Origin of the sequence: Vibrio gazogenes (genome assembly GCF_002196515.1) — a bacterium.
Classification (GTDB): domain Bacteria; phylum Pseudomonadota; class Gammaproteobacteria; order Enterobacterales; family Vibrionaceae; genus Vibrio; species Vibrio gazogenes_A.
Map to the genome: position 1 here is coordinate 2,179,789 of NZ_CP018835.1, position 24,027 is coordinate 2,203,815.

The 24,027-nt window shown below is 43.6% G+C and carries 22 protein-coding genes; 14 read left to right on the forward strand and 8 right to left on the reverse strand.

Annotated elements, in window-relative coordinates:
- The 8 genes from fcl to wbaP all read left to right on the forward strand — a co-directional run bounded on the left by fcl (position 1) and on the right by wbaP (position 9,912).
- On the forward strand, positions 1-975 hold the full coding sequence (fcl, locus tag BSQ33_RS09840; protein WP_088134005.1) for a GDP-L-fucose synthase: 975 nt from the start codon (positions 1-3) through the stop codon (positions 973-975).
- Entirely contained in the window at positions 976-1,881 is a 906-nt protein-coding gene (locus BSQ33_RS09845; RefSeq protein ID WP_088134006.1) for a glycosyltransferase family 2 protein, read from the forward strand.
- A complete protein-coding gene (locus BSQ33_RS09850; protein WP_088134007.1) occupies positions 1,882-3,180 on the forward strand; it encodes an oligosaccharide repeat unit polymerase in 1,299 nt (432 codons plus the stop codon). It abuts the gene before it with no gap.
- Positions 3,177-4,214 (forward strand): glycosyltransferase family 4 protein, encoded by a 1,038-nt coding sequence (locus BSQ33_RS09855; RefSeq protein ID WP_198298090.1) that lies wholly within the window; start codon positions 3,177-3,179, stop codon positions 4,212-4,214. The genes BSQ33_RS09850 and BSQ33_RS09855 overlap by 4 nt, the downstream gene beginning before the upstream one ends.
- Positions 4,215-4,222: 8 nt before the next feature.
- Positions 4,223-5,314 (forward strand): glycosyltransferase, encoded by a 1,092-nt coding sequence (locus BSQ33_RS09860; RefSeq protein ID WP_088134009.1) that lies wholly within the window; start codon positions 4,223-4,225, stop codon positions 5,312-5,314.
- A gap of 24 nt (positions 5,315-5,338) precedes the next feature.
- On the forward strand, positions 5,339-6,745 hold the full coding sequence (locus BSQ33_RS09865) for a mannose-1-phosphate guanylyltransferase/mannose-6-phosphate isomerase (protein ID WP_088134010.1): 1,407 nt from the start codon (positions 5,339-5,341) through the stop codon (positions 6,743-6,745).
- Complete coding sequence (locus BSQ33_RS09870) at positions 6,745-8,109, forward strand: phosphomannomutase (RefSeq protein ID WP_088134011.1); 1,365 nt, start codon at positions 6,745-6,747, stop codon at positions 8,107-8,109. Before BSQ33_RS09865 ends, BSQ33_RS09870 begins: the two co-directional genes overlap by 1 nt.
- Positions 8,110-8,454: 345 nt before the next feature.
- Positions 8,455-9,912 (forward strand): undecaprenyl-phosphate galactose phosphotransferase WbaP, encoded by a 1,458-nt coding sequence (gene wbaP / locus BSQ33_RS09875; RefSeq protein ID WP_198298091.1) that lies wholly within the window; start codon positions 8,455-8,457, stop codon positions 9,910-9,912.
- A 44-nt stretch (positions 9,913-9,956) separates the two neighbouring features.
- Here wbaP and BSQ33_RS09880 read toward each other — a convergent pair whose 3' ends face one another.
- A complete protein-coding gene (locus BSQ33_RS09880) occupies positions 9,957-10,544 on the reverse strand; it encodes a YjaG family protein (RefSeq protein WP_088134012.1) in 588 nt (195 codons plus the stop codon).
- Between the two features lie 185 nt (positions 10,545-10,729).
- Between BSQ33_RS09880 and BSQ33_RS09885 the strand changes: the two genes are divergently transcribed.
- The 4 genes from BSQ33_RS09885 (at position 10,730) to BSQ33_RS09900 (ending at position 13,505) form a co-directional block, all read left to right on the forward strand.
- Entirely contained in the window at positions 10,730-11,647 is a 918-nt protein-coding gene (locus BSQ33_RS09885) for a D-2-hydroxyacid dehydrogenase (RefSeq protein WP_088134013.1), read from the forward strand.
- An 18-nt stretch (positions 11,648-11,665) separates the two neighbouring features.
- Positions 11,666-12,241 carry a uracil-DNA glycosylase family protein gene (locus BSQ33_RS09890; RefSeq protein WP_088134014.1) on the forward strand — a complete coding sequence of 192 codons (576 nt, stop codon included), beginning with the start codon at positions 11,666-11,668 and terminating at the stop codon, positions 12,239-12,241.
- A 238-nt stretch (positions 12,242-12,479) separates the two neighbouring features.
- Positions 12,480-12,752, forward strand: coding sequence for a nucleoid-associated protein HU-alpha (hupA, locus tag BSQ33_RS09895; RefSeq protein ID WP_072960454.1), 273 nt, complete (start codon positions 12,480-12,482; stop codon positions 12,750-12,752).
- Between the two features lie 48 nt (positions 12,753-12,800).
- Positions 12,801-13,505 carry a DUF1481 domain-containing protein gene (locus BSQ33_RS09900; RefSeq protein WP_088134015.1) on the forward strand — a complete coding sequence of 235 codons (705 nt, stop codon included), beginning with the start codon at positions 12,801-12,803 and terminating at the stop codon, positions 13,503-13,505.
- 179 nt (positions 13,506-13,684) lie between these two features.
- Here the strand turns inward: BSQ33_RS09900 and BSQ33_RS09905 are convergent, their stop codons facing one another.
- Both BSQ33_RS09905 and BSQ33_RS09910 read right to left on the reverse strand, forming a co-directional pair.
- Entirely contained in the window at positions 13,685-15,331 is a 1,647-nt protein-coding gene (locus BSQ33_RS09905; RefSeq protein ID WP_088134016.1) for an RICIN domain-containing protein, read from the reverse strand.
- A gap of 335 nt (positions 15,332-15,666) precedes the next feature.
- Complete coding sequence (locus BSQ33_RS09910; RefSeq protein WP_088134017.1) at positions 15,667-17,010, reverse strand: PLP-dependent aminotransferase family protein; 1,344 nt, start codon at positions 17,008-17,010, stop codon at positions 15,667-15,669.
- A gap of 195 nt (positions 17,011-17,205) precedes the next feature.
- Between BSQ33_RS09910 and ompR the strand changes: the two genes are divergently transcribed.
- Both ompR and envZ read left to right on the forward strand, forming a co-directional pair.
- A complete protein-coding gene (ompR, locus tag BSQ33_RS09915; protein ID WP_088134018.1) occupies positions 17,206-17,925 on the forward strand; it encodes a two-component system response regulator OmpR in 720 nt (239 codons plus the stop codon).
- A gap of 70 nt (positions 17,926-17,995) precedes the next feature.
- Positions 17,996-19,315, forward strand: a complete 1,320-nt coding sequence (envZ, locus tag BSQ33_RS09920) for a two-component system sensor histidine kinase EnvZ (RefSeq protein ID WP_088134019.1) — start codon at positions 17,996-17,998, stop codon at positions 19,313-19,315.
- 23 nt (positions 19,316-19,338) lie between these two features.
- Here envZ and BSQ33_RS09925 read toward each other — a convergent pair whose 3' ends face one another.
- The 5 genes from BSQ33_RS09925 to BSQ33_RS09940 are packed head-to-tail and all read right to left on the reverse strand — an operon-like array spanning position 19,339 to position 23,971.
- Complete coding sequence (locus BSQ33_RS09925; RefSeq protein ID WP_088134020.1) at positions 19,339-20,838, reverse strand: DHA2 family efflux MFS transporter permease subunit; 1,500 nt, start codon at positions 20,836-20,838, stop codon at positions 19,339-19,341.
- A 12-nt stretch (positions 20,839-20,850) separates the two neighbouring features.
- On the reverse strand, positions 20,851-21,882 hold the full coding sequence (locus tag BSQ33_RS09930; RefSeq protein ID WP_198298092.1) for an efflux RND transporter periplasmic adaptor subunit: 1,032 nt from the start codon (positions 21,880-21,882) through the stop codon (positions 20,851-20,853).
- Positions 21,879-22,040, reverse strand: a complete 162-nt coding sequence (locus BSQ33_RS21815) for a hypothetical protein (RefSeq protein ID WP_198298093.1) — start codon at positions 22,038-22,040, stop codon at positions 21,879-21,881. Before BSQ33_RS21815 ends, BSQ33_RS09930 begins: the two co-directional genes overlap by 4 nt.
- 21 nt (positions 22,041-22,061) lie before the next feature.
- Positions 22,062-23,510, reverse strand: a complete 1,449-nt coding sequence (locus BSQ33_RS09935) for an efflux transporter outer membrane subunit (protein WP_088134021.1) — start codon at positions 23,508-23,510, stop codon at positions 22,062-22,064.
- On the reverse strand, positions 23,507-23,971 hold the full coding sequence (locus tag BSQ33_RS09940; RefSeq protein ID WP_072960474.1) for a MarR family winged helix-turn-helix transcriptional regulator: 465 nt from the start codon (positions 23,969-23,971) through the stop codon (positions 23,507-23,509). The genes BSQ33_RS09935 and BSQ33_RS09940 overlap by 4 nt, the downstream gene beginning before the upstream one ends.
- Positions 23,972-24,027 lie beyond the last annotated feature (56 nt).

A 24,027-nucleotide genomic window follows, 5' to 3' on the forward strand; every position in this document is an offset into this window, starting at 1 on the left:
ATGAAAAATTTAAATGCCCGGATCTTTGTAGCCGGCCACAATGGTATGGTTGGAAATGCTATTGTTCGTCAATTACAGCGTCAAGGGTATCAACACATTGTGACTCGTTCTTCTACAGAATTGGATCTAAGAAATCAGGCTCAAGTTGCAGCTTTTTTTGCTGGGCAGCAGATCGATGAAGTCTACCTTGCCGCGGCTAAAGTCGGTGGAATCCATGCGAATAACACATATCCTGCTGATTTTATTTACGATAATTTGATGATTGAAACGAATGTTATCCATCAAGCCTACGTGAATGGTGTCAAGAAGCTGCTGTTTCTCGGTTCTTCCTGTATTTACCCGAAACTGGCAGAGCAGCCGATGCACGAGTCAGAGCTTTTGAATGGGTATCTTGAACCGACAAATGAGCCTTATGCAATTGCCAAAATTACCGGTATCAAGTTGTGTGAGTCGTATAATCGTCAATATGGTGTGGATTATCGTAGTGTGATGCCAACGAATCTTTATGGCCCGGGAGATAATTATCATCCGGAGAACAGTCATGTTGTTCCTGCACTGATTCGTCGTATTCATGAAGCAAAACTATCTGGATTAGAAGAAGTTGTGATTTGGGGCACCGGAACACCGAAGAGAGAGTTCCTGCATGTCGATGATATGGCTGAGGCCTGTGTCTTTGTCATGAATTTGGATGACACTATTTATCAAGAAAACACCCAGCCAATGCTCAGTCATATTAATGTGGGAACCGGGCTGGATTGTACAATTCTGGAACTTGCTCAGAAGATTGCAAAAGTTGTTGGATTTCAGGGACAAATTACAACTGATCCGACTAAACCGGATGGAACGCCTCGTAAACTCATGAGTGTTGAACGCTTGAAAGCACTGGGGTGGCAGGCTCAAATCGATCTTGAAAGTGGTTTAAGCAATGCTTATCAATGGTTTGTTGAGCATCAGCAAGAGTTAAGAGGTATCTAGGTGTTACAGACTCGTATTGAAGGTGGGCGGGAGTTGACTGATGGCGTCAAGCAAGGGACTCCTGAACAGCCGCTGATTACTATTATTACCTCAACGTTTAATGCGGCAAAGGACTTACATTGGACGATAGAGTCTATTCGGGCTCAGAATTATCCGAATATTCAGTGGATCATTGCCGATGGTGCCTCAACGGATGGGACTGTTGAAATTCTTCAGCAAAATGAAGATATTATAGATTATTGGTTTAGTGAGCCGGATAAAGGTATATATCATGCGTGGAATAAAGCTCTTCCGTACATAAAAGGTGAGTGGGTTCAGTTTCTTGGAGCAGGAGATGAGTTGACAGATAGCTCTGTCTATCAAAATATTTCTGTTGAACTAAGGAACTATGTTAATCAATATGATCTTATCTATGGTTCTATTGAGATCATTAGCTATGAAAGTAGGAGATATATCGAAAGGATTGGAGAGTCTTGGAGTTCGTTGAGGTTTCAATGGCAGGGTTTTAGACCCGCACTCCCCGTGCACCCTGAAGTATTTCATAAAGCTTCCATCTTTATAAATGGTCATGAATTTGACGAAAAATATAAAATAGCAGCTGATTCAAAGCTATTATTGGAAGTTATTAATAACGATAATATTGTATTTGTTGATAGAGATATTGTTCGAATGCCTTTTGGCGGGGTGTCTACAGATATTTCCCATTCTTTATTGGTGAGAAAAGAACTGGTTTCTATCTGTCAAGATTTAAATATTAGTCAGGATGGTTTTTCTTATATATGGTGTTCTATTAAAGAATTCTCTAAATATATAATATTCAAAGTTTTAGGACGGCGATTTTTTTTAAATATGATGGACGTTGCAAGATTTTTTTGTGGAAGGCGTCGCAAGTGGACAGTAAAATAGATGATGGTTAATATACTTAATTCAATATCGATAACTCTTGTTTTACAATTTTTCACTTGTCTCTTTCTTTGCATTTTTTTTATTTTTATTGTAAAAAAAAGTGCAGTTAATATATATGATCCATTGTTTTATTTTTTCGTTATTTTTCTGATTCCAGCAATTTTTGGATTATTTTTAAGTGGTATTTTTTGGGGGACGTTTACATACTTTTTAATATGTTCACTTATATTTGTATATGTGATTATTATTTTATTATTTAGACCTGTGCGGGATGTTAATCTGGAAGATAACTTACCAAAAGATTTTCAATTTATTCTTTTGTTTTTTTTTCTTATGATAACTATCTCTAATTTTTATATTAATGTTTATCTTTCGGGAAATATACCTCTGTTCTCTACTCAAGGAGTTGAAAATAGATTTTTAGCCACTCAAAATAGTCGAGTTTTATACTGGATGAATTTGTCTGTAAACACTATCCCACTAGTTTTATTTGCAATTAGTAGTTATCGGAGAGTTCGTCTTTTTGCTTTTTTCTCTTTTATTGTGGCATTTATTATATCTTTGATGATGGCCTCAAAAGGCGCTATTCTCTCGTTTGTTATTATGGAAATACTGGTTCTTTTTGTATCTAAAGCTAGAAATGATGTGAAAAGATTTAGATATCATAAAAAAATATCTTATCTGATCATAATTTTAACGATGTTAGTTATTCCTATATATCTTGTTAAAATTGGTGTTGGTCATGGTAGTGATGAGGTAATAAGAACTATTATAGTTAAACTATTAATAAGATTTTTTTATGCATTTGATCAATTGATACCAGCCTCGCAACTTGATTTATTGAATAATCAATATATGCCTGATTCTCAGATTGGACTGAATTTAATACAATATCAGTTTCTGTCTTATTATAAGTCTATTTCTGGTATGTCAGTTGAGTATAATTCTATTGGTGAATTTATTATATATAAATTATATGGACAAACATATTCTAGCCCCCATGCTTATCCAAATTCTAATCTGATCTTAGAATGTCTGCTTACTAGTGGGATTATTCTTGGTAGTATTTTCTTTATTATTGAAGTCTCTGCTTTTCTTTTTATGAGAAAGCTTGTTTTGAGTAAAAGTATTAATACATTTTCAATAATATTTGTAGTCGCGATTGTTTTTGCTCCATACGATATTTTCTTATCTGGATATGAGTGGATAAATAGATTTATATTTTTAACTGTTTATATATTTATCTCATGGGCAATTTATTATCTTCTAGCAAATGTTTCTCAAAGAATGAAATTATGAATATTTATGTTAACAGTCGAGTATTGAGTGGGCCATTTAGTGGTGTGTCACGATATTTGAAAAATATTTTAAGTGAACTAGATGATAATCATCCATATATAACTTGTGACTCCGATTGTAGAGGCGTTAAAGGCCATTTATGGGAGCAACTACTCCTACCTAAATCATTAGATACCGGTTCATTATTATGGAGTCCGAGTAATACTGGACCTTTATATATAAAAAGTAGACATGTGGTTACAATACATGATCTTGCTCCACTAGATAATCCTGAGTGGACATCATTCAAGTTTCGAACATACTATTCATTGCTATTACCAAGGTTGCTAAAAAAAGTTGATCATATAATTACCATTTCGAACTTTACAAAATCTAGAATAATAGAACATGCAGGTGTTAATGAAAGTAAAATAAGTGTTATATATAATGGTGTTTATGGGGGTGAACTTATAAACTATGACGCTGATACTTTTTCTGAAGAAAAAATTAGATTAGGAATAGATAAAAGAAGGTATGTTTTATCAGTTTCATCTATTGAACCAAGAAAGAACATTAAAGGTATTTTAGCTGCCTGGTCAAAAATAGTTGATTTCATTGATGATGATATTTGGTTAGTGTTTGTTGGAAAAGCTAACCCTCATATTTTTTCTGATATTGGCATAAAGAACATTCCTAAAAGAGTTAATTTTGTTGGTTTCGTAGAAGATCGGTGGTTACCTTTTCTTTATAAGTTTTCCGAGGCTTTTATTTATGTCCCTTTCTATGAAGGTTTTGGTTTGCCTCCGTTAGAAGCGATGTCTCATGGCTCACCAGTTATAACAAGTAATTGCACATCATTACCAGAAGTCGTGGGTAACTCAGCACTATTAGTCAATCCCTATTGTATTGATGAGATAGCTCAAGGGTTGAAATCTATATTAAGTGATCGTCATTTAAGAAATGAGTATGCTAGAAAAGGATATGAGCAATCTAATAAGTTCTCATGGAAGAGCACAGCAGAAGAAACTTATTCAGTATTAATGAATCACACATGAGGTAACTTTTGAAAGTAGCAATTATCCATTATTGGTTAGTCAATCTTCGTGGTGGTGAGAAAGTGTTGGAGGCTCTGTGTGAATTATATCCACAAGCTGATATTTACACTCATGTTTATCATGCTGAGGTATTTAAGGACAGTATTATTTCAAGACATAATGTCTATCAAAGTTTTATCAGCAAGTTGCCCAGAGCCAGAAAGTGGTATCAGAGTTATTTACCATTGATGCCATTAGCATTAGAACAATTCGATCTTTCTGATTATGATTTGATTATTTCGAGTGAGTCTGGACCCGCAAAAGGTATTATCCCCGCACCTGGAAAACCACATATTTGCTATTGTCATTCTCCTATGCGCTATGCTTGGGATATGTATCATGAATATAGAAAGCGATGTGGTTGGTTAAAACGACAGCTTATGGTGCCATTGTTGCACTATATTCGCCGCTGGGATCAACTGAGTTCGATGTCGGTCAGTCATTTTATTGCCAATAGCCACTTTGTCTCCGGACGAATTCATAGTTTTTATCACCGTGATGCTGATGTGATCCATCCTCCAGTCAGTTTTGATGAATTTTCTCCAACCGGGGCTCCTCCGGAAGATTATTATTTAATTCTCGGGCAACTGGTTCCTTATAAAAAAGCTGATTTAGCGGTGAAAGCTTTTAATCAAACTGGCCGAAAACTGAAAGTTGTAGGTGATGGAGAACAACTTGAGTTGTTGCGTCAGATTGCTCAGCCAAATATTGAAATTATGGGGCGTCAGTCTTTTGGTGAAATCAAAAGGCTATTGGCGAATTGTCAGGCATTGATATTCCCTGGTGTTGAAGATTTTGGCATCGTTCCGTTAGAAGCAATGGCCTCGGGACGCCCGGTGATTGCTTATAAAGCCGGTGGCGTGTTGGAAACTGTTCAAGAACACCTATCCGGAATGTTTTTTGAGCAACAGACGGAGCAATCATTGAATGAGGTGTTGGAGCGATTTGAAGCCAATCAATCCTCATTTGATAGCGATATGATAAGAAATTACTCAGAACGTTTTAGTAAGGAAAACTTCAAAAAGCAATTTTCTGATTATGTCAATAAAATTATCCTGTGATCTATTGATTAAGGTTATGAATAGATGATCCTTCCTGTCATTATGTGTGGTGGGTCGGGGAGTAGACTCTGGCCACTCTCTCGGACGGCTTACCCAAAACAATTTCTGTCACTCATATCTGAACATACCATGTTGCAAGATACGGTGCATCGTCTGGATACACTCGCCAAATCCGACCCTCTATTCATATGTAATGAGGCACATCGTTTTATTGTTGCTGAGCAATTGCGGAGTTGTGAAATGTCACATAGCGGGATCATATTAGAACCCGTGGGGAGAAACACGGCTCCTGCGATTGCACTTGCTGCACTGAAAGCATTGCAAAATGGTGATGACCCGTTACTGCTGATTCTTGCAGCAGATCACGTGATTCAGGATTCAAAACGGTTTGTCGATACAGTTGAGAGAGCTGTACCGCTGACAGAACAAGGGAGATTGGTGACCTTTGGCATTGTTCCCACAGAACCTCATACTGGGTACGGTTACATCCTGCAAGGGAAGCCTCTGCCAACAGCTGGATTTGACGTCGCAGAATTTATCGAGAAACCCGATTTATCAACCGCTGAACACTATCTGCAGGTTGGTGGTTATCTATGGAATAGTGGCATGTTCTTGTTTAAGGCATCCTGCTATCTTGAAGAATTGCGCCGTTTTCGACCAGATATTTTCACAGCTTGCGAAACTGCGTTTATGCAAAGTCGTCTTGACCTCGATTTTATTAGAATCAATGCAGATGAATTCATGAGCTGTCCAGACGAGTCAATTGATTACGCGGTGATGGAAAATACGCAAAGTGCCGCTGTTATTCCTATGGATGCCGGTTGGAGTGATATCGGCAGTTGGTCATCGCTTTGGGAAGTGAATCGTAAAGATCAGGACGGTAATACGTCGCGCGGTGATGTCCTGATTGAACAGACAAGTAATAGTTATATCTACTCCGAAGATCGATTAGTCGCAGCTGTTGGTGTCGATGGGGTGGTTATTGTTGAGACAAAAGATGCAGTTCTGGTTGCCAATAAAGAGAAGGTTCAACTGGTTAAGCAGATCGTTGAGCAATTGAAAGATATGGACCGTTGCGAACACCTGCGCCATCGGGAAGTGCTTCGTCCATGGGGATCCCATGATGAGATTGCTGAAGGTGAGCGCTATCTGGTCAAAAAAGTAATGGTAAAACCTGGCCAGCGTACTGCAACACAAATGCATTATCACCGGGCGGAGCATTGGATTGTCGTTTCCGGTACTGCCAAAGTATATAACGGTGATAAAAGCTATCTCGTCAGTGAAAATGAATCGACCTATATTCCGATTGGTGCCCCACATGCATTTGAAAATCCTGGTAAAGTTCCTTTGGAAATCATCGAAGTGCGCAGTGGGAGTTATCTGGGAGAAGACGATATCTTGCGTTTAGATTCAGATGAGGTGGGGTATTAATGAGATTACTTAAGTGTTTTAAAGCATACGATATTCGAGGTCGGTTAGGGGATGAACTGAATGAAGATATTGCTTATCGCATAGGCAGAGCCTATGCCAAACACCTCCATCCTCAATGTATTGTCGTTGGTGGCGATGCCCGTTTAAGTTCTGAATCACTGAAAATGGCTTTAGCCAATGGTCTGCAAGATGGTGGTGTCAATGTGATCGATATCGGCATGACCGGAACGGAGGAAATTTACTTTGCAGCTCAGTCATTGTCAGTTGATGGTGGCATTGAAGTGACAGCGAGTCACAATCCGATGGATTACAACGGGATGAAGCTGGTTCGTGAAGGTGCCAGACCGATTAGCGGTGATAGTGGCTTAAGAGAAATCCAGCAGTTGGCGGAACAGAATGAGTTTTCTCCGGTGGTAAAGCGTGGGATTTATCGTAAACAAGATCATCTGTCTGTTTATGTTGATCATTTGATGACTTATATCATCCCTGAAAACTTTCGACCACTGAAGATTGTGGTCAACTCCGGCAACGGTGCTGCTGGACATGTGATTGATGAAATTGAGAGACGGTTTCAGGATTTAAATATTCCGGTGACTTTTGTCAAAGTACATCATGAAGCTGACGGCAATTTCCCGAATGGCATTCCGAATCCCCTTTTACCTGAGTGTCGAGCAGATACATCAAAGGCTGTGGTTGAGCACCAGGCTGATTTTGGGATTGCATGGGATGGGGATTTTGACCGCTGCTTTCTGTTTGATGAAACTGGGGCATTTATCGAAGGGTATTATATTGTCGGTTTACTGGCTGAAGCATTCCTGAAGAAGCAGCCCGGTAGTAAGATCATTCATGATCCTCGATTATTCTGGAATACCATTGATATTGTCCAGCGTGCTGAGGGAGTCCCGATACTTTCTAAAACCGGTCATGCTTTTATTAAAGAGCGGATGCGTCGTGAAGATGCCATTTATGGCGGGGAAATGAGTGCTCATCACTATTTTAAGACCTTTGCTTATTGTGATAGCGGCATGATACCGTGGTTGTTAATTGCTGAATTACTTTGTGTAAAAGAAATGAGACTCTCTCAAACTGTACAGGAAAGAATTTTGGCTTATCCCTCTTCAGGGGAAATTAATTCTAAATTAGACAATCCTATTGAAGCCATTGCTCGAATCAGAAATGCTTTTGAAGATGAGGCTCAAGTTGTTGATGAAACAGATGGTATTAGTATGGACTTTATTGATTGGCGTTTTAATTTAAGATCTTCAAATACTGAACCCGTTATTCGTTTAAACGTTGAATCAAAAGCTAATATTGCTTTGATGAGAAGTAAGACCACAGAAATACTTACCTTGTTGGAAGGTTAAGTAATTGATTAATAAGTTATTGTTTTAATTGTTATGCCATAAAGAGGGGAACCATCTTTATAGCTTTATAATTAGAGTGATCAACTCTCTATCCAAATTACCGCACTACAAATTATATCTTGTTTGTTTAAGTGTGATTATTGTCATCTTTTACTCATTATATGACATTATTGTCATTATGAAAATAATCCTATACTTACTCTTAGATAGGTTATGTTAATAACTATGGATATCTTTGAGTATCTGTTAGTCGGGTTGAATTGAAATCAACCCGACTAACAGCAATCATTTTGTTTAAAGCATATGATTTTTATGCTGCTTGTCTTACAGGATTAGTATCAGTCTATGGAACATATTACATCACCGGATCGAGAGTTACTTGTAAAGCAAGCCCACTTTTCAATGAAAATGAAAGTGAATAAGCTAACGCTTATTGCATCTGACGTATTCGCATTTTTTACTTCAACCTTGTTGGTGAGTTTTCTTGAGAAAAATCAGGTTATTTTTGTTCAGAAAACAGGAATGTTTGGATGGCAGGTTGCTACATTTCTTTTGTTAGGGTTGATGTCGATTCTTTGGTTTTGGGGAAGCAAACGTCATTATAGTTATCGAAAACCTTTTTGGGATGAGTTAAAAGACGTATTGGTGACGTTGTCGGTTATGGCACTGGTCTCTATTTCCATTAGTGCGATTTTTGGCCAAAACTATTCTGTGAGACAGTGGTGGATGACATGGCTATTTGTTTTCATTTTGCTTCCTTCTTTACGCTATTTAGCGAAATTCTTATTGAATAAAGCCAATTTCTGGAAAATGCCTTGTGTCATTATTGGTGATGCTGAAAATGCGAAGGATGTGCTCTTGGCGATAGAAAGTGAACTCTCAACTGGGTTTGAAGTTCTCGCCGTGGTTGAGCCTTCTGGGGAAGCTAGAACTGATGAAGTTTTTGGAATTTCTTATATTAGTCGAGCTGATTTTTTCCAGAGTTCGAATGAGTTCCACAAGGTCTTTATTGCACTGGAAAAAGACCAAAGTGGGTTGAGAGAGTGCTGGATTCGTGAATTGTATAAAAGAGGTATTCGTGATATTTCCATCGTCCCGGCCCTGCGTGGTATTCCTCTCTATGGCACGGATATCTCCCATTTCTTTAGCCATGAAGTCATGATGTTAAGGTTGAAGAATAATCTGCCGCGTAAATCGTCACGCTTTGTGAAACGTTTATTCGATATTGTGGGTTCTGCAACATTACTCGTGTTACTCGCACCATTTTTCTTATTTATTGCCTGGAGAGTTTCACGTGACGGTGGTTCCGTGACTTACGGGCATGAGCGTATCGGACTGAACGGTAAAAAATTCAACTGTCTTAAATTTCGCTCTATGGTAATGAATGCTCAAGAATTACTGGATGAATTGTTGGCAACAGATCAGGCAGCGAAAGCAGAGTGGGAGCAATGGTTTAAATTAAAACACGATCCACGGATTACCTCGATTGGCCGTTTTTTACGTGAGACCAGTCTGGATGAACTGCCACAGTTATGGAATGTTTTAAAAGGCGAAATGAGCCTTGTTGGACCGAGACCGATTATTGATGAAGAGCTGCAACGTTATGGGGATGATGTGGACTATTACCTGTGCGCCAAACCGGGGATATCCGGGCTTTGGCAGGTCAGCGGACGGAGCGACATCGATTATAAAACCCGGGTTTACTTAGATTGTTGGTATGTCAAAAACTGGTCGCTTTGGAACGATATTGTCATCTTATTTAAAACTGTCAACGTTGTGCTTCGTCGTGATGGTGCCTACTAACTCATCCCTGACCGTTAAATATATCAGATGATCAAATATGGGGGTTACAGACTCACCCCGATATTGGATACCCGTTCTTCTCTCAATTCATCTCTGAGGGATTTTATCAGCTCAATATCCCGCTCTTCCGCTTCTTTCAGGGCTCTGAAAATGGCCCATTGCACATCCCACTCTGCACAAACCGCTTCATTTTGCTTTTGATTCTCATTGGTGATTGCTAAATCTGTTTGCGCTTCTTCCAGTTGCACCACAGTGTTCACAGAAATGATACTGACTTGTTGGAGTGCTTCTGTGAGTTGATCTCTGTCTAACAGGCCGTGCAAGAGTGTTGCCATGGCTTCACAGGCATCGATTGCCGGATAAACCGCATAAATATCGAATGTGTTCTGTGATGGAATCAGTTCTTCCAATTTCTCGAGTTGACGCTCGAAGTCTATCTTGGCGCTTTTGACCGTGAGCGACTCCCACACCGTATCCAGAATTTGTCGATATGTCGCATGAGCAGCAAACGCGGTGTGCTCGCAAAACATTGCGTAATTGGGGTACATACGTTCACACAGGCAAGCCATAAAAGTGATTTGTTGCCAAGGGGTAAGCTTCTGCAGACGTAGCTGAACTGGGTTTTGTAGCATGTTGACTGGTGCTCCGAAATAAGACAGCGGCAGTGTACTTGATAATGCAGGTACAGGCTAGCCTGACTTACTTATTGCCACTGCGCCATTTCCCTCTCAAACGAGCGGTGCATGGCAATGATTCGTGTTTGAATATTATGTATGATGAATCACCCTGAAATGATCACAAGGCAGTGAATGAGCACATGACACATAATCTTTATCTGCTCACCGGACAGGATGAAACATACCGGACTCTGATTGAAGCAAAACAAATCCCAGAGCTACGATTAACGCAACAGCCACAGGACGCGACGATTTTACTGGCAGCCCCACCGTTGGCTGCCAAAGTGATCGATGACTTTCCTGCGCTCCGCTGGTTACAGTCAACATTTGCCGGTGTTGATTCGCTCATTCAGTCAGGCAAACGACAGGATTACCAACTGACAAATGTGAAAGGGATTTTTGGTCAGGCCATTGCCGAGTATGTGCTTGGTTATATGATTGCCCACTATCGACATTTTAACTGCTATCGGCAGCAGCAACAGCAGCAGTCTTGGCTGCCACACCCTTATGAACGGCTGAGCGGGAAGACGATGGTCATTCTCGGTACTGGGAATATTGCAACTTTTCTTGCTCAGGCAGCTCGTCATATGGGACTGATCGTGATTGGTGTGAATCGAACGGGCAAGCCACCTGAACAAAGCCTATTTCATGACGTCTATGCGATAGATGATATTGAGAAAGCGTTGGCGCTAGCTGATGCGGTGGTCAGCACTTTACCGAATACTCAGGCGACGGAATCATTGTTGAATCTTGAGATGCTGAAAAACTGTCGTCAGGCATTATTATTCAATGTCGGGCGGGGAAATACCTTGCAAGAAGAGGATTTGCCGGCAGCGATAGAAGCCGGTGCAATACAACATGCATTTTTGGATGTTTTTGTCACTGAACCTCTACAGACGTCTCATCCCTTTTGGTTACATCCACAAATCACCCTGACTCCCCATATTGCGGCAATCAGTTTTCCTGAACAGATTGTCGACATTTTTATCGACAACTTGATGCGATGGATGCAAGGGAAGGATTTACAATATATTGTTGATTTTAATAAAGGTTACTGATTTGAGTACAGGTGACGAATGTTAGATATCATTTTGCAACAAATCAGTCAGTGTCGGCTTTGTGAACCTGAGTTACCACTCGGTGCAAATCCGGTCATTCGTGCACATCGGGATGCCCGGATTCTCATTGTCGGGCAAGCGCCCGGTATTCGGGTTCATCAGACATCGATTCCGTGGAATGATCCAAGTGGTGATCGACTCAGAGCCTGGCTGAACATTGAGCGGGAGACATTCTATGATGCGCGGCAAATTGCCATTATGCCGATGGGGTTGTGCTATCCGGGGAAAGGGCGTTCTGGTGATCTGCCACCACGCAAAGAATGTGCGCCACAGTGGCATCAGCGAGTTTTGGATGAATTACCCAATATTGCGCTGACATTGCTCATTGGTCAGTACGCCCAAAACTACTATTTGCCGAATAAACCCAAAACGCTAACTGAAACGGTACAAAACTGGTCTCATTGGTTGCCTGATGCTGTACCGCTACCACACCCTTCGCCAAGGAACACCTTGTGGTTGAAAAAACACCCGTGGTTTGAAAGTGATGTGGTCCCTTTTATAAGAAATCGGGTTCATGAGTTGTTGGCAATGTGAGCAAATTTTGGGGTTGGAATATCAGGGCAGAACAGCGCTCAGACCTGATGAGTGGGGCTTGTCATGTCAGTTTTAGCCGTAAAATGTCTCGCCAGATAATGAAAAATTGTGAGTTGTTGCTCAGTTTATAGTTAAATTTTCATCAAATAAGCAAAAGAACATCGACAAACCTTTGCCAGACGGGGGCTTTATGCTTTAGAGTTGGTCAGGTTCGATAACATATTAGAAGGGAAACCGAATGAACAAGACCCAATTAATCGACTTTATTGCAGAAAAAGCAGATCTCTCTAAGGCGCAAGCAAAGTCTGCTCTAGAAGCGACTCTAGGTGCAGTTGAAGAGGCACTGAAATCAGGTGACCAAGTTCAACTAATTGGTTTTGGTACATTTAAAGTCAATCATCGTGCTGCTCGCACTGGACGTAATCCAAAAACTGGTGATGAAATCCAAATTGCAGCGGCAAACGTTCCAGCATTTGTTGCCGGAAAAGCGCTGAAAGAATCAGTAAATTAATTTATACTCTACGCCAAGGCAGTTTTGTGTTCTTGGCGTAGTTTTTTTATGAAAAAGTTTGTTATTCCCTGTCTCCTTTCCGGGCTCATGCTCGGTTGTTCCTCCTCTCAGAAACCAACGTCTGTATCATTAGAAAATTATTCCGGTGGTGAGCGGATGGGTGATGCGACGAGTCTGTATTGGTATACTGAACAATCTAACCGCCCCTATACTGCCGATGACTATATTCAGTCCCGTCATGATGGTTGGTATCAAACCAGCTACCGCTGGGAAAACAGTGTCTTAAAAGAACTTGTCCGTGAAGGTGAACAAGTCTCTGACTCCTCCGGTAAACAAGAATTGGTGCCTTTTCAGGTCCATATCCGTTTTGATAAAAACGGGGATGCGGTTTATCAACAGTATCGGGTTGATGATAAAGTTTTCCCATTAACTTCAGAAACACTGGAACATTATAAATCTCAAGCCGGGGCGATTGTTGAGACAGTTAAAAAACAGGACAAACAAGATCAGATGCTCATTCAGGGCGTTTGGGACGGCGAGACGTTTGAGACTTGTAGCGGGCAGGAATACGAAAAAGTAGAGTTTAATAAAACGCTGCCGAGCTTTGTGATTCAACGGCTTTCCAGTCTGGATAATTATCTGGCTTTTTTGGGCAAGATCCGCAATGGCCGCGTTTATATTCAAGAGTTACTCATACTTGCTGACGATGAACATGAGTGTATTTCCCGACCGAATTTGATTGAAAAACCTTAATATTTAAAAGTCTGATCTTTAAAGTTATTGGTCTTTAACCCCGAGACTTTTGGCAGCTCATGCAGAGAATAGCATTGTGCTCTCAGTTAGCTTTTCATCGCCTTATTCTGATTTATAGACTCAAACAGGTGGAGATACGCCACCTGCTTGAGTCATGTTCACTTCATTGATATTTTCACTTAATTAATATTGCCTTGTGGGCCGAAGTTGAAGCTACGAACCGTTGACGTACTGACTGGTTTTGTTGCCTGAAGACCAGAGCGCCAGTTACCATTCGAGCTGACAGCATTCATGACATTCCCACTGATGGCAAAGTTGCGTTGTCCGTTCTCATCATAGTTTTCAACACAGGCGCGGCCGAGTACATTGAAGCAACTTGAATTTGCCTGTCCGAGGGTTGCACTGAGCGGCGCGAAGAGTGTGCCTGATTTGACCGAACTAATTGGAGAGAAGTTATTACCACGCGTGTAGTAGTTCCCTTCCATCACCATATAGGCATTACCGCCCTGTAACCCGCCCGCGTAGTTACCATCAAAGTAATTGTTGACCATATGCACGATGCCTCCATCCACTTTTGGCGCTCTTCCGGATGAATTTCGGATGCGGTTGTTTGCTATCGTAATCGTTTGATTTTCAGCAATCAGCAGCATGGTCCAGTAATGCTTGGCATTACAATAGTGTCCGTAATCGGTCGTGCCATCTAAGTAGTTATTTGAGATCGTGACCTGTCTAGCCGTTCCCAATCCGGTCACCAGCATCTGACGTCCGATTCGAGCGATATAATTGTGGTCAATCCAGATACGGCTGGCATTATCGAGCGATACGGCATCGCCACCCCATACTAGCCCATCATTGATATCCGTAATCGACAGGTTACGGATGATAATGTTAGAGACGCCATCCCGGAGATAAAAACCTTTACCTTTAATGCCGGAGCGAGAGCCGATACCGATAATTGTTTTGTTTGAACCAACGCGCATTGGTTCTACTCCGGCGGCATCGTAGGTAATGTTATAGGTGCTACGGCCATCACAGTAGCCTAGACGGGCAAGAATTTTTTCTTGTTTGCCATTATAGCGACAGTTGTTTTCAGAATAGGTACAGCCCGCTGATGTCGTTCTGTTCCCTCGAAAATCAATGATGCCATTGACTCGGATAATTCTGGGAGTATTGCCACGAATCGCATTCTCAAGCTGGCTTGGTGTCGAGACTGTAACGACCTGACCGCCTGCACCACCAGTTGTGCCAGTGGCGAAACCAAACGGTGTATTGGTGGTATTGGTTGAGCCGGAAGATGATGAAGATGAAGGAAATGTCCAACGCTGATTATCTGCACCGGTCCAGGTGTATTGGACGACCCGTGAGCCATTCGCTTTTCGTGCGCCATAAACATCGACTGCCAATCCGCTGTATTTAGAAATAATCGCATATTGACCATTACCTTGGGCACTAATATTCCAAGCCTGATTCTCGGCACCGCTACAGCCCCACTGTTGCAAGTTGGTTGCCGGTTCGGCTGAATTATTGGTGACATCAATACACTGACCACTGCCCATGTTTTTGATCGTGGCCCAGTTTGATGAGTCAAGGCTGACTTGCCATTTTTGGTAGTCAGACCCGCTACAGTTCTGAATCTGTAACTGGGCACCGGCACTGTTCGACGAACCTTTGACCCCCAGACACAATCCTGAATTCACATCGACGATCGGTGAAATGGTGCCATTCGGGACCGTTGCTGCGTTTGCCGACTGAGGTAGTCCGAGAGGTAATATGGTTGTAAAAAGTAGTCCTACTAGGTGAGAACCTATGGTTTTAGTATGTCGCATCGTTCGAAAATCCTTCTCTGTTTATATCGATTGAGCCACGCCATCAACAACAAATTGAGTGAAGATTTCGGGTTGAAAGCCCACAGATTCATCACCGATGTGGCGTGGTGATGCGTTGTTGGTATATAGGCGCGTCGTGTTTGAAAAATAATCGACATTATGATTAAAAAGTAGTCATAAGTGGTTGAAAAACAGTCGAATGATTCAGGGTGTGAATTAACATATAAAATAGTGACTTTATATTTGATAAAATTATTTTTATAACATGATGTTTTATTTTTTATGAAACAATACTAAGGTGCCGATGACGGTATACAGCGTCTCAATCCCTCATTTCAAACCTGAAAGGGGAGCGTGCTTGTCGTACATGTACCCATCAAGTCCTTTATCAGGTGTAATCCTTCCCGAAAATGAGCTTCTGAGTTAATCGACATCAAGGATAAGCGAATATGATTGGTCGGCTGCTGAACGGCAAAATAGCTGCCGCTACTCACTAAAAGATGTCGCTTGGCGGCTTCTAAGACAAAGCGCTCTGGCTGCCAATACGGTGGCAGTTCGAGCCAGATATGATAGCCATGCTGATGTGGTGTCTTCAGGGCGAGGATTTCCTGAGCGATCAACTGGCGTTGTTGGGCGAGTTGTTGTTGTCGCTGAGCCAGTTCAAAAGCCATTCCTGATGAAACTAACTCAGCAGCAACTTGGTAATTAAATGGTGAAGAAAGCCAAATATTCGCGCGGATATGGGCATTCATGGTGCTGACTTGTGCATCCGGGACTTTGATAAACCCACACCGCAATGCCGGACTGATTGCTTTGGATAAACTTGTTACGTGGAACCCTTGCTCGGGAAGCCAGTTACAAATGGCAGGGAGCGGCGCAGGATTGAGAAATCCATAGATATCATCTTCAATCAGCCAAGTGTGCGAATCACGAATCAGTTGGGCAATGATTTCTCGTCGTGCCGCGGGCATGCTGACACCGGTGGGGTTCTGATGTGAAGGCACCACGATGACCACTTTCGGCTTCGCAGTTTGCAGCACGTGTTGTAGACCATCGGGCGTGATGCCATGCTCATCCATCTCAATCCCGATCACTTCTCGTCTCATAAGACTGGCAATCGCAAGAATTCCCGGATAAGTCAGTGACTCAACCGCGATGGCATCTCCCGGTTTGGTCAGGGCTTCAATCAACAAAGCCAGTGCATTTTGGGCACCGTCGGTCAAAAGCGTATTTTCGGGAGTTCCTCCGGTGAGGCCGTAGCGGGCAGCCCATTCAACACCCACTTGTCTGTGCTGCTGGTGGCCTGAATATTCGGCATAACCGATTAATTGAGGCGTGATTTGGGTTGCTGCTTTTTGAAATCCATCTTGCAAGGCAATGATGTTATGGTTCAGGCAAGGTTGGAGAATCGAAAAGTTGAATTCAGTTTCATCTTCCGAGGCATGAATCACCTGAGACAACTGTGATTCACCACAGACAAACGTGCCCCGACCGACAAAAGATTCGACACGATGTTGTTCCGCCAGTAGCTTGTAAGCCTTCGCCACCGTCACCGGTGTTGTATGGAGCTCATCGGCCAGTACCCTGTGAGGGGGCAGTTTCGAATTGGGGGGGTAATAGCCTTCAGTGATTCTGGAGATGATCGTCTGGGCTATCTGTTTAAACTTGGCCTCACTCACAACGTACCTATTTCTCGTGCTTATTCTCTGTAGCTTAGTGTACTGGACTCTTCGGGGGATGGAAATATCAGGCGTATCGGTTGTGTGGTTTGGGGGGCGATAAGACATAAACGTTAACAATTCTTTTCGTTCTTTGCCGGGAAATGGTGATACATTAAAATCAGAGAATTCGTATCAGATGAACAGAGGTGATGCGTGCAGGAAAGTGAAAAGATTTTAGTGGTTGATGATGATGCTCGGCTCCGGTCATTGCTGGAGCGTTATCTGACCGATCAAGGCTATCATGTCCGGAGTGTTGCCAATAGTGAGCAAATGGATCGCTTGTTGGCTCGTGAGAATTTTCATCTCATGGTTCTGGATCTGATGTTACCCGGGGAAGATGGTTTATCTATCTGTCATCGCTTACGCCAGTCAAATAATCAATTACCGATTCTGATGTTGACGGCAAAAGGGGATGAAGAGGATCGGATCACCGGCCTTGAACAAGGTGCGGATGATTACCTGCCCAAACCGTTCAACCCCCGGGAATTACTGGCGCGGATCAAAGCTGTTTTACGCCGTCAGGTGAATGAACTACCGGGAGCGCCAAGTGCCGAAGAAACCCTCATTGAATTCGGTGAGTTCCGGCTCAATCTCGGGACCCGTGAAATGTTCCGCGGGGATGAGGTGATGCCACTGACCTCGGGTGAATTTGCGGTTCTGAAAGTTTTGGTATCGAATCCGCGTGAACCGATGTCGCGGGATAAGCTGATGAATATGGCAAGAGGACGTGAATATTCCGCGATGGAGCGTTCTATCGATGTGCAAATTTCTCGCTTGCGTCGAATGCTTGAAGTCGATCCGGCAAAACCCCGTTACATTCAGACCGTTTGGGGATTAGGCTATGTTTTCGTGCCTGATGGTCAGCTCAATTAACCCACTCAACGCGATTGTTTACATTGGGGAGTCATTGATTTGGGCTGCCCAATGATTCAGGAGTTCCATGATGCGTGCCCGCAGCGCTTTTAGCCAAACCATTTTACTTTTTCTCGTCTTACTGGTTGCCAACCAGCTTTATTCTTATTACGCCGTCTTTCACTATGCTTTACTGCCCAGTTTGCAGCAGTTTAACAAGATATTAAGCCATGAAATTCATCTGATGCTGGATGACACGATGGATGAACATCATGATATCCCATTGGATGCCCCCATGCGCCGACAGGTACTGGAGAAGTTGGGTGTGACGATCCATCCATTACATAGTCAGGCGGGAACCGCATATCAGCACGCCACATCGATTGATCTGATGAGTCAAGAAATGACCGAGGAACTCGGCTCTCCGACCGATGTTCGGATGAGTCTCGGGGAAACGAGTTATGTACTGTGGATGAAAATCGAGGCATTGCCGGATGTACTGCTGCGGATACCGCTCTCGGAATTACAGGAAGACGATTTCTTACCGCTGTTTTGGAATAGCCTCATGATGGCTTGCTTCATTCTGTTTGGAGGGTGGTTATTTATCCGCTGGCAGAACCGCCCGCTGATCCGGCTGGAAAAAGCAGCAAAGGCTGTAGGGAAAGGGGAGATCCCACCACCGCTTGAGGCGAAAGGTTCTTCTGAAATTCGTTCGGTCACCTATGCTTTCAATCAGATGGCGAAAGGGATTCAGGCGCTGGAAGAGGACCGAGCATTACTGATGGCCGGGATTAGTCATGATTTACGCACTCCTCTGACGCGCATTCGCTTGGCGACTGAGATGATGTCTGCCGATGATCGCTATCTGGCTGAAGGGATTATCAGTGATACAGAAGAGTGTAATGAAATTATTAGCCAGTTCATGGACTATCTCAAACCGGTCAATGCTCAGACTTTTCAGCCTGTTGTGATCAACGACTTGATTCTGGAAGTTGCCCGTTCCGGAGAGCGGACTGTCGCCGTTGAAACAGAATTAGCGACGGAGTTGAAACCCGCATTTGGTCATGCCATTGCAATCAAGCGAGCACTGACTAACTTAATTGTGAATGCCAGCCGTTATGGACACGGTTGGATCAAAGTGAGTTCGGGCATGACGGCTGACAATCGGTTAGTGTGGATCTGTGTGGAAGATAATGGTCCCGGTATCATGGAAGAGCAGATGGGGAAAGTGTTTGAACCTTTTACCCGAGGGGATTCAGCGCGAGGGAGCGAGGGATCCGGACTCGGATTGGCGATTGTCAAACGAATTGTCAGCCAGCATCAAGGGCGCGTTTCCATGCATAACCGTTCCGATGGTGGGCTCAAGGTGCAGCTCAGCTTCCCAGTTAATGGGAAGCTGAAACAAGTCTGACACGTGAGACCGCTGATCACGCGTTATGCCGTTTTCACAGCTTTACGGGTTAAGAATATCAGTGGGACTAAGACGGCAAAGAGAATCGTCAGAATGGAAAAGAGATTGATTGTGGACATCATAAATGACTGAGATGTAATGATGCCGTTCCACTGAGCCAGGGTGCTCAATGTATCCCCATGCTGTAAAGAGGGGGCAATTTGTGGGTTATACGGTGAAATTTGCTCTGCCATGATTGAATGATGTACCCCGGCATTTCTCGACCAAATCCAACTGGTGAGTGAGGATGCAAAACTGGCACCGATCGTGCGGATGAATGTCGAGAGTGACGTCGCGTCCGCAATTTCCGGACCATTGAGATCAGAGAGCAGAATCGTTGTCATTGGCATAAAGAACAGTGCAATGCCGATGCCCATAAACAGCTGTACTAGTGCAATGGTGGTAAAGTCCACATCGCTGTTAAATTTGGCACGTGCATAGCAACTCAGGCCAATCACGACAAATGATAACGACGCGAGTTTTCGCATATCGAGATGGCTGCCAAAACGGCCAAGGAGCGGGGTCATGAACAGGGGAATAATGCCCATCGGTGCCGCTGCTAAACCTGCCCAGAGCGCAGTGTAATCCATTTGACTCTGTAACCACTGCGGCAAGATCAGGTTGATACTGAAAAAGCCGGCGAATCCCAAGGTCAGGATGATCGTCCCTATACAGAAATTGCGATTCGCAAACAGACGCAAATTAATGATCGGGTTTTCATCGGTCAGTTCCCAAATCACCATAAATACCAGCATGATGACTGAGAAAATCGTCCCACCGATAATCCAGTTATTGGCGAACCAGTCTAAATCATTGCCTTTATCGAGCACAATTTGCAAGGCTCCGACCCCTAACGCCATGGTCATTAAACCAACAATATCCAGTTTTGTTTTCATCGGTTGATGCGGACGCTCTTTTAACTGAGTGAGGATCACCATCACCGAGAAGACCCCAATCGGAATGTTAATGAAGAAAATCCAAGGCCAGCTATAGTCATAGGTTAGCCAGCCACCGAGAATCGGCCCGACAATTGGCCCAACCACCGCAACCATACCGATGAGAGCCAGCGCCATACTTCGTTTTTCTTTCGGGAAAATCGACATCAACAAAACCTGACTCATCGGAAATAATGGGGCAGCGGCAAGTCCTTGTAGCGTGCGGAATACAACCAGTTCTCCCATGCTCTGGGAGATACCACAAAGAAATGATGTGATGCTGAAAGCAATGAGTGCACCGACATAAAGATGAACTTCACCGATACGACGGCTCAACCAGGCAGTAATCGGTAAACCGATCGCATTACTGACCGTGAATGACGTGATGACCCATGTCCCCTGATTGAGACTGACGCCCATATTCCCGGCAATGGTTGGCAGTGAGACGTTAGCAATGGTTGTATCCAGCACTTGCATGAATACACCCAGTGAGATTGCTAAGACACACAGCGCCATGTTGGCGGGCTGAAATTCCTGCGATTGACTCATCTCGTCACCTGCTTACTGATTCGCTATGGATTGTTTGGTCGCAATATCATTTTCGGTAATGATCTGGTCGATCAACTGATCAACACCATCGAGCGTTTGGTCATAAACGGTCGTCTGATAACGTGGCGTTTCAGGCGAGCTCTGTGAGAGTAACTGCCCGGTTGTATTTGAAATATCCACATCAACCTTCATTGATAAACCAATTCTGAGTGGATGTTTTTGTACATCTTGTTTATCTAACTGGATACGAACAGGGAGGCGTTGGACGACTTTGATCCAGTTTCCGGTTGCGTTTTGGGCCGGCAGAATAGAAAAGGCGCTGCCTGTTCCGATGCCCAGACTTTCGACCGTGCCGTGAAATACCACGTCATCACCGTATAGATCGGATGTGAGGATAACTGGCTGACCGATACGCATGTCCGTCAACTGAGTTTCTTTGAAATTGGCATCAACCCACACGCTCTCTAAGGGGACGACCGCCATCAGGATTGAGCTTTGGTTGATCCGTTGTCCAACCTGTACATTGCGCCGGGCAATGTAACCCGACACTGGGGCGACTAACTGAGTGCGTTGTTCTTCGAGATAGGTTTGTTTGAGTTTCGCAATGGCTGTTTTAACCAAAGGGTGGGTCTCGACGGTGGTATTGTGGATCATGGCTTGTTGAGACTTGAGTTGTTGCTCTGCGACGGCCAATGCTTTCTCCGCCGAGTTCATCATATCTTGCGCGTGACTGAGTTCTTCCTGAGACAGGCCACCGACTGCCACCATATTTTTACGTCGGTCAAAGTCAGTTTTTGCCTTATTCAGGGCAATTTTTCTTTCTGCTACCACCGCTTCGGCTTGTTGAACATTATTGAACAAACCGCGAACTTTACGCACCGTCTGAGCGAGATTTGCCGTTGCATTTTCGAATGCTAACTTCGCATCAGCGTCATCGAGACGAACGAGCACTTGCCCTTGTTTAACATAATCGCCATCTTCAGCGGCTATCTGTGTGACTGTGCCGCTAATCTCCGGTGTAATTTGGACCAAGTTACCTTTCACATAAGCATCTTCGGTCTCTTGGTGACCCACCACATAGTGCGTGTAATAAAATCCCCCCCGATTGCTGCAATCAGAATGACGACCAGCAAAATCGTTAAGCCTTTTTTGCGCTGCCCTTTACGGGGTGAATCAACCGTTTCATTTGTATGATCTTGCATATTCATAAACCTTCATCATGATTAATTTGCTGTGGTCGAAAGATGATCGCTTGGAGATGTATTATGGAAACCGCCTCCTAATGAACGTATTAAGTGAACTTGTTGTTCCTGTTGCTGGTTTTTCAACTGTGTAAACGATGATTCTGCTTGAATCAGTTGTTGTTCAGCCATGAGGACCTCAAGATGGCTACCCATCCCGGCTTCATAGCGCTTTTCTGTAATATGGTAGCTTTTGTCTGCCAGACGCATACTTTGCTGGGCATCATTGAGTTGTAACGCAATTGATTTGATGATCAGAATGTTATCACTCACTTCGCCCAGAGCCCTTATCAATGCGTCATTGTATTGTGCGACAGCACGATCATAGCCTGCGGTCTTCTCTATCAGGTTGGCTTTTAAATCTCGGGTAAATAAGGGGAGAGAAATCGCTGGTCCCACGCGCCATGAACGGCTGACATCTTCAAATACGGCATCTCCAAGCATGGCTTTGAATCCAGCCCAGAAGCTTAAATTCACATTTGGATAAAAACGTGTTTTCGCCGCATCGATTTCTTTACTCATTGCTTCCACTCGCCATTTGGCGGCGACAATATCAGGGCGATGAGAGAGCAGGCTCGCTGGGAGGTTGGATGGCAGTGTGAGTGCTGTTTCCATCAGTATCGAAGGGCGTTGAATCGTGGTCGCAATATCCGGTCCTTGTCCGACCAATGTCGCCAATGCATTTTTCAGTTGGCTAATCGTCAGAGCACGTTTTTTCAGGATTTGTTTTGCTGCTGCCGTACTGCTTTGAGCTGTGTATAGGCGATCTTCTGAGGTTAACCCATTCTTCAACAGACGCTGGGTGATATCAACGATGCGTTGGGTGCGTTGCAGATCTTGTTGGGCTAAATCTTGTAGCGCATAAGCATTAGACAACTGAATATAGGTTTGAACAATGGCACTGGAGAGCGTAATTCTCGCTGCCTGATGATCAATTTCAGCAGCTCGTTGATGATTCACCGAGGCTTCCCAAGCATCACGATTTCCCCCCCACAGATCGAGCGCATAGTTCCCGCTCAGGCCAAGGGTATAAAGTGTGCCATAACGGTTTCCTTGTAGTGTGGGATCTTCAGAACGGGACAGTCTGGAGCGTGTTGCACCTGCGGTTGCAGATAAGGTCGGGTCGAATTGTGCGTTGGCTGCCATGACCATTGCAGAGGCATTGACCAGATTTGCATCCGCCAATTGCATTGTCGGACTATGGTTTAAGGCTGTCTGGATCAGATGATCCAACTGAGTATCACCCAATGATTGCCACCACGTTTGAGCAGGCCAGTTGGCTGGCGACAGTTTGGGTTGATTCAATTGATGGCTATGGGCCAGAACCGCTTGATCTATGAGGTGATTTTTGGGCTGAATACTATTTGGTGCAGCACAACCACATAAAATCAAGGTGATCGCAATGGCTGAGCGCTTGAGTAACTTCTTCATGCATCTTCCTCGATAAGCTTATCTTTGCAACCTGACAGGACAATTTTCTTCAGACAGTGATGCAGTTGGTCAAGCTCTTCCTGGGTGAGCGATTGGGTGAGCTCGTCGAGAGAATTCATCGCCAGTGGCAGGGCGCGTTGCACCACTTCATCTCCTTTTTTCGTTAAGGCGACCCGTATCGAGCGTCGATCATTGGGATCCGGTAAACGCTGAATCAGGTCTTTTTTCGCCAACCGATCCAATGTTCGGGTAATGGCACTGTTATCAACATTTAACGATTTGCCAATGAGTGAAGGGCGGTCACAGTCAAAGAGGGATATTTTAAACAGAACCTTACATTGGGTTGATGTGATGTCTTCCGGCATTAAGTGGGCATCAAGAATTCGATCTTTGATTTGCCCAGCCTTGGTTAATAGAAACCCGAGGTTCTCAAATATATATTCTGGTTTTCTTTCTATCATGACGCCCGCTACCTTAATATCTGCCCCAATGTAACTATGTGTCTGGTTTTGTATGG